The following is a 5,078-nucleotide window of genomic DNA, read 5'->3' on the forward strand; positions in this document are numbered from 1 at the left end:
GGGCCCCAATTGCGAGGTCGCTCCCCTTCCCGCCCCAAACCCCACCCAACCTCCGACGACGCTAGCGGGGCGGACTGCGTCCGCGCATTTTTATTTAGCGGCTCGCGCCGCATGAAATTCCGTATCGATAAATTTTTAAAATTCCACTACCGCTAAATTTTTATCGTATTTGGAATTTTAAAATTCCATCCGTAGCCGCCAAGCCAATTTATCAGCCGATAAATCATCAAACCGCCAAGCCGTCCGCCGATCGTCAAGCTTCCGCTCGACCGCAAACTAAACTATCCGCCGGCCAAACCGATCGGCAACCGACTAGTCGTCAAATAAACCGACCAGCCGCCGAATTTATCGATAGCAGAGCCGTATAAAACCGACCGACCGCCAAAAGCAGTAGCCGCAGACTAAAGAAGCGCGCGCCCGAATTACAAAACGACTGAATGCCGAACCGATATACCGCCGACCGATCGGCAGCCGAGCCGTAAAAACTAGCCGACCGACCGCCGAGCCAAAGCCCTAGCCCGCGTTACTGCACGTAAATTTTATAATCCCCGTAGCCTAGCGCATCCATCTCCTCAAGCGGGATAAATTTCAAACTCGCGCCGTTGATGCAGTATCTCATACCGCCCTTCTCTCTCGGTCCGTCATCAAAGACATGCCCCAAATGGCTGCCTCCTACGCGGCTGGAGACCTCGACGCGCTGCATACCGTGGCTGTCATCTTGCGCGTACGCGATCGCATCGGTCGTTATCGGCTTTGAAAAGCTCGGCCAGCCGCAGCCCGCGTCAAATTTATCGGTGGATGAAAACAGCGGCTTTTTCGACACGATGTCGATGTAGATGCCTTTTTTATAATTCTTGTCGTATTCGCTCGAAAACGGCCGCTCGGTTGCCTTTTCCTGCGTGACCTGATACTGAAGCTCGGTTAAATTTTTCTTCAGCTCCTCCTTGCTTTGCACTTTAAATTTCTCATCGTCCTCAAGCGGCTTTTTAGCGAGGCGCAGATCGATGTGGCAGTATCCGCCGGGGTTTTTGCCGAGATAGTCCTGATGATACTCCTCGGCGCGAACGAAATTCCTTAGCGGCGCCACTTCTACGGCGATCTTTTCTTTAAATTTCGCCTGCTGCGCGGCTATGAAAAAGCGCGCGAGCTCGCCGCTCGCCTCGTCGGCGTAGTAGATGCCCGTGCGGTATTGGCGACCGCGGTCGCCCCCCTGCTTGTCGATCGAGAACGGATTGATGATGCGGAAATAATGCGCCAAAATTTCAGGCTCGCTGATGACGTTGGCGTCGTATTTGAGCATTAAGGTCTCGGCGTGATCGCTGCTATGCAGCTCCTCGTAGCTTGCTTTATCGCTCTTGCCGTTGGCGTAGCCCACCTGCGTCGCGACTACGCCGTCAAGCTGCTTGAAATACGCCTCCATACCCCAAAAGCAGCCGCCTGCCAGATAAATTTCTTTCACGTTTGCGTTCATGCCGCCCCCTTTAACTTTAAAATTTGCGTCCGCCGCGCTGCCGCCGTCTGCGGCATTGAGCGCGACTAAATAACCCGCCGCCAAGGCAAAAAGGCAGATTAAGGCTTTGAAAATTTTCATTTTGATCCTTTCGTTTTAAATTTTGCACAATTTTACAATCCGTAAATGAAATGAGAGTGAAATTTTGCCGAGCTTGATATTTGCCACAAACGGCGAAATTTAAAGACGCGCGAGCGCGGCGCGGTAAAATTTGCCTCAAAATTTTGAGGCTACGGCAAAATTTACGTTAAGTTGCGCACTATAATAAAAACCGCGCTAAGGCTGCGCCGAAATCGCGCGTCGTAATAAAACATTCGCCCAAGCCGCGTGCGCCGCGCTATTCTACGTAAATTTTAAAATTTATGGCGCAACGAAGCCCATGAACTTGCGTAAATTTTAAAATTCCTAGCAAAACGTAGCCGAGAGACCCTCGTAAATTTAAACCGATAAATTTTATATCAAACTACGCAGACATAGCGGCAAACCTAGCATTCTGCCGATTAAATTTAAAATTTACGCGCCGCCGCCGCGAGATAAAATTTCGCGACCATTCAGGAGCGGCGAGTGATTAAATTTAAACTACGCCGCACCGCTACGAAGCAGTATGCCACGCAGCCAAACCCGCGCCGTGCAGTAGTATAACGAAGCGCGAACAGTCGGATTCGCACTGCCTCCGCCACGTAGCGGAGCGCAGTCAAATTTACATCGCGCACGGCTGCGTAGCGGAGGTAGCCGGGTCTGCACCGCGCTGGCGCGTAACAAAGCACCGTGCATTAGACCCACGCCGCGCGCAATGAAGCTAGCGCTACGAGATCCGCTCCGGCGCGGTTTTTAAAATTTGCAACGGCATAAAAAGCTACGTAGTGAGCAACGAAATCCGCCCCCTGCGCAGGCGAGCAAAATTTAGTGCAAAAAGTGGCGCACTCCCGTAAAATACATCGCCATGCCAAACTCGTCGGCGCTTGCGATCACCTCATCGTCGCGGATGCTGCCGCCGGGCTGCACCACCGCCGCGACGCCCGCAGCATGGGCGATCTCGATGCTGTCTTTAAACGGAAAAAACGCCTCGCTGGCAAGCGCGCAGCCGCTCAGATCGACGCCCACGTCGCGAGCCTTCGCTACCGCCGCACGCGCGGCGTCCACGCGGCTCGTCATACCCATGCCGATCGCGACCATCGCGCGATTTTTGACGTAAACCACGCAGTTGCTCTTCGTAAGCGCGGCGATCTGCCACGCGATTTTTAGGTCATCAAGTTCGCTCTCGCTCGCTGCGCGCCCCGTGACGCAGCGGGCGTTTGCGACCTCGCCCGCGCCCACGTAGTCGCGCTGCTGATATACGAAGCCGCCGTCAATGAATTTAAAATCATACTTGTCGTTTTCGCGAATCAAAAACTCCCCGCCCTGCTCGAAAATTTTGATGCGCTTTTTCTTTTCAAATACCGCAAGCGCCGCGGGCGTAACGCGAGCGGCAAGGATAACTTCGACAAAAATTTCATTGATTTTATTTGCTAGCTCCTCGTCCAAAACGCCGTTTATCGCCACGACGCCGCCGTATGCCGAGACTGGGTCGCATTTTAGCGCCTCTACGTAGCTTTCAAGCAGGCTAGATTTCACGGCAAAACCGCATGGATTGGCGTGCTTGCAGATCGCTACCGCAGGCGCCTCTCCGAAGCTGCTAGCGAGCATCAGCGCGCCGTGCATATCGGTCATATTGTTAAAGCTCGCCTCGCCCTTTAGGCTCTTAAAATGGTTGCTAAAAAACTCCTCGAACTCGTACAGCGCGCCCTTTTGGTGCGGATTTTCGCCGTAGCGAGTATCAAAAACCTTGCTGCCCGCGATAAATTTTTTCGCGCCGAAGCCGCCGTTAAAGCGCTCGTTCATATAGTTCGCGATCATCGCGTCGTAGGCTGCGGTGTGCTCGTAAGCTTTTATCATTAAATTTTGCCTAAATTTCATCTTCTCGCTCTCGTCCGCGCTGCTTAAATTTTGCAAAACCGCGTCGTAATCAAGCGGGCTGGTGACGACATAGACGCTAGCAAAATTTTTAGCCGCGCTTCGAACCATTGCGGGGCCGCCGATGTCGATATTTTCGATAATCTCGGAAAAATCGTCGGTGCGGGCTACGGTCGCTTTAAAAGGATATAAATTTACGCACACGAGATCGATACCGCCGATGTCGTGCTGTGCGGCTTGGCTTACGTGATTTGCGTCGTTTCGCTTATATAAAATTCCGCCGTGGATCTTGGGGTGTAGGGTTTTGACGCGCCCCTCAAACATCTCCGGCGAGCCCGTGTATTCGCTCACTTCCGCTGCTTTCACGCCATTTTGCAAAAGCAGTTTATGCGTGCCGCCCGTGCTTAAAATTTCAAATCCGAGCCTCTGCAGCCCTTTAGCAAACTCTACGACGCCCTTCTTATCGCTAACACTGATTAACGCTCTCATCTTTTCTCCTTTTAATTTATTCGCATAATTTTTTAAAAATCAGCTCGCGCATGTCGTTTGCATTAAGCTGAAAATACAAAATCGCCTCACGGCGAGCCTTTTGATACTCGCGCCTCGTCTTTCCATCTGCTGCGCCGAGCTTTGCGCCATTAAATTTCGCCATACGCGCCGAAGCCAGCTCTTTTAGCCTCTCGCCGCCCGGAGAGATGCCGCCGCTATAATTAAACCACTCTTTGCTTTGAAAAATATTAAATAAAATTTTAAAATCTACGAAATTTCCCTTATTATACTCGGCGCAAACCCCGTTTTTATGGCTTACAGCGTAGATCGCGCCGTATCTGCGCTCGAAAAAATATAGTTTTATGAGCTTTGCGTTTTTGTCTAAATTTGCGCCGTTACCGCCTAAAATCGCAAGCTTCGCATCGCCTCGCGTTTCGTAAGGGCCTAAAATCGCGCCGTTTTCGTAGAGATTGTCGCCGTAAAAAGCGTATTTCGTATCTCCAAGCTCGTTTGAAAGAACGTAGGTTTTATCGCTTGCGGGCGAGTTTTTGCCCGCGCAGCCGAGCAGCGACAGAACCAAAAACAGAGATGAGATAAAAAATTTCATCGCAAAAATCCTTTAAATTTTAAAATTTTGCCGAATTTATGAAGCAAAAATCGGCAAAGCGAAATTTGCTAAATTTACCGCATTTACCGCGCGCAAATTTTAATTTTGCTTCTCAAATGCCGCCGCTTTGCTCGCGCGGACGTAAATTTTAAAATTCTGCGCCGCTTGCAAAGGCTAAATTTAAAAGCGCGCGTAAAACGTAAATTTAAATCGCAGCGCAAATTTAGCCGCAAGGACCTGCGTGAACCGGCTAAATTTAAAATTCGCGGCGCAGCTTTTATCGCCAAGCCAGGTTGGCGCCTCCTCTTGCCGCTTTTAAAATTTTAAATTTACCTGCACATCCTATTTTCCAGCTCGTCCATAAGCGCGGCTATGTCGTCGCCCACGAGCAGTAGCGCCGTTTGTCGCTACTGCTCGTTTAAATTTTACGTGCCGCTTTAAATTTTACAACCGTAAATTTAAAGCGGCACGAGATCTAAAAACCGCACTAAATATAATAGATGCTGTTTTTGATATTTT

The 5,078-nt window shown here is 50.6% G+C and carries 3 protein-coding genes; all 3 read right to left on the minus strand.

Annotated elements, in window-relative coordinates; translation table 11 throughout:
* Positions 1-523: 523 nt before the first annotated feature.
* The 3 genes from msrB to Q0605_RS06105 all read right to left on the minus strand — a co-directional run bounded on the left by msrB (position 524) and on the right by Q0605_RS06105 (position 4,559).
* Positions 524-1,591 (minus strand): peptide-methionine (R)-S-oxide reductase MsrB, encoded by a 1,068-nt coding sequence (gene msrB, locus Q0605_RS06095; RefSeq protein ID WP_298705145.1) that lies wholly within the window; start codon positions 1,589-1,591, stop codon positions 524-526.
* Positions 1,592-2,413: 822 nt separating this feature from the next.
* Positions 2,414-3,952: a bifunctional phosphoribosylaminoimidazolecarboxamide formyltransferase/IMP cyclohydrolase gene (purH, locus tag Q0605_RS06100; protein ID WP_298705147.1), complete on the minus strand. Its 1,539-nt coding sequence runs from the start codon at positions 3,950-3,952 to the stop codon at positions 2,414-2,416.
* Positions 3,953-3,968: 16 nt separating this feature from the next.
* Positions 3,969-4,559: a hypothetical protein gene (locus Q0605_RS06105; protein WP_298705149.1), complete on the minus strand. Its 591-nt coding sequence runs from the start codon at positions 4,557-4,559 to the stop codon at positions 3,969-3,971.
* Positions 4,560-5,078 lie beyond the last annotated feature (519 nt).

The sequence above is a fragment of the uncultured Campylobacter sp. genome, from assembly GCF_938017705.1.
In the GTDB taxonomy this organism is placed as follows: domain Bacteria; phylum Campylobacterota; class Campylobacteria; order Campylobacterales; family Campylobacteraceae; genus Campylobacter_B.

Bases quoted from the DNA above. Each gene is read 5' to 3' on its own strand.
- Q0605_RS06105 (WP_298705149.1), bottom strand. From the start codon at position 4,559: ATGAAATTTTTTATCTCATCTCTGTTTTTGGTTCTGTCGCTGCTCGGC.
- msrB (WP_298705145.1), bottom strand. From the start codon at position 1,591: ATGAAAATTTTCAAAGCCTTAATCTGCCTTTTTGCCTTGGCGGCGGGT.
- purH (WP_298705147.1), bottom strand. From the start codon at position 3,952: ATGAGAGCGTTAATCAGTGTTAGCGATAAGAAGGGCGTCGTAGAGTTT.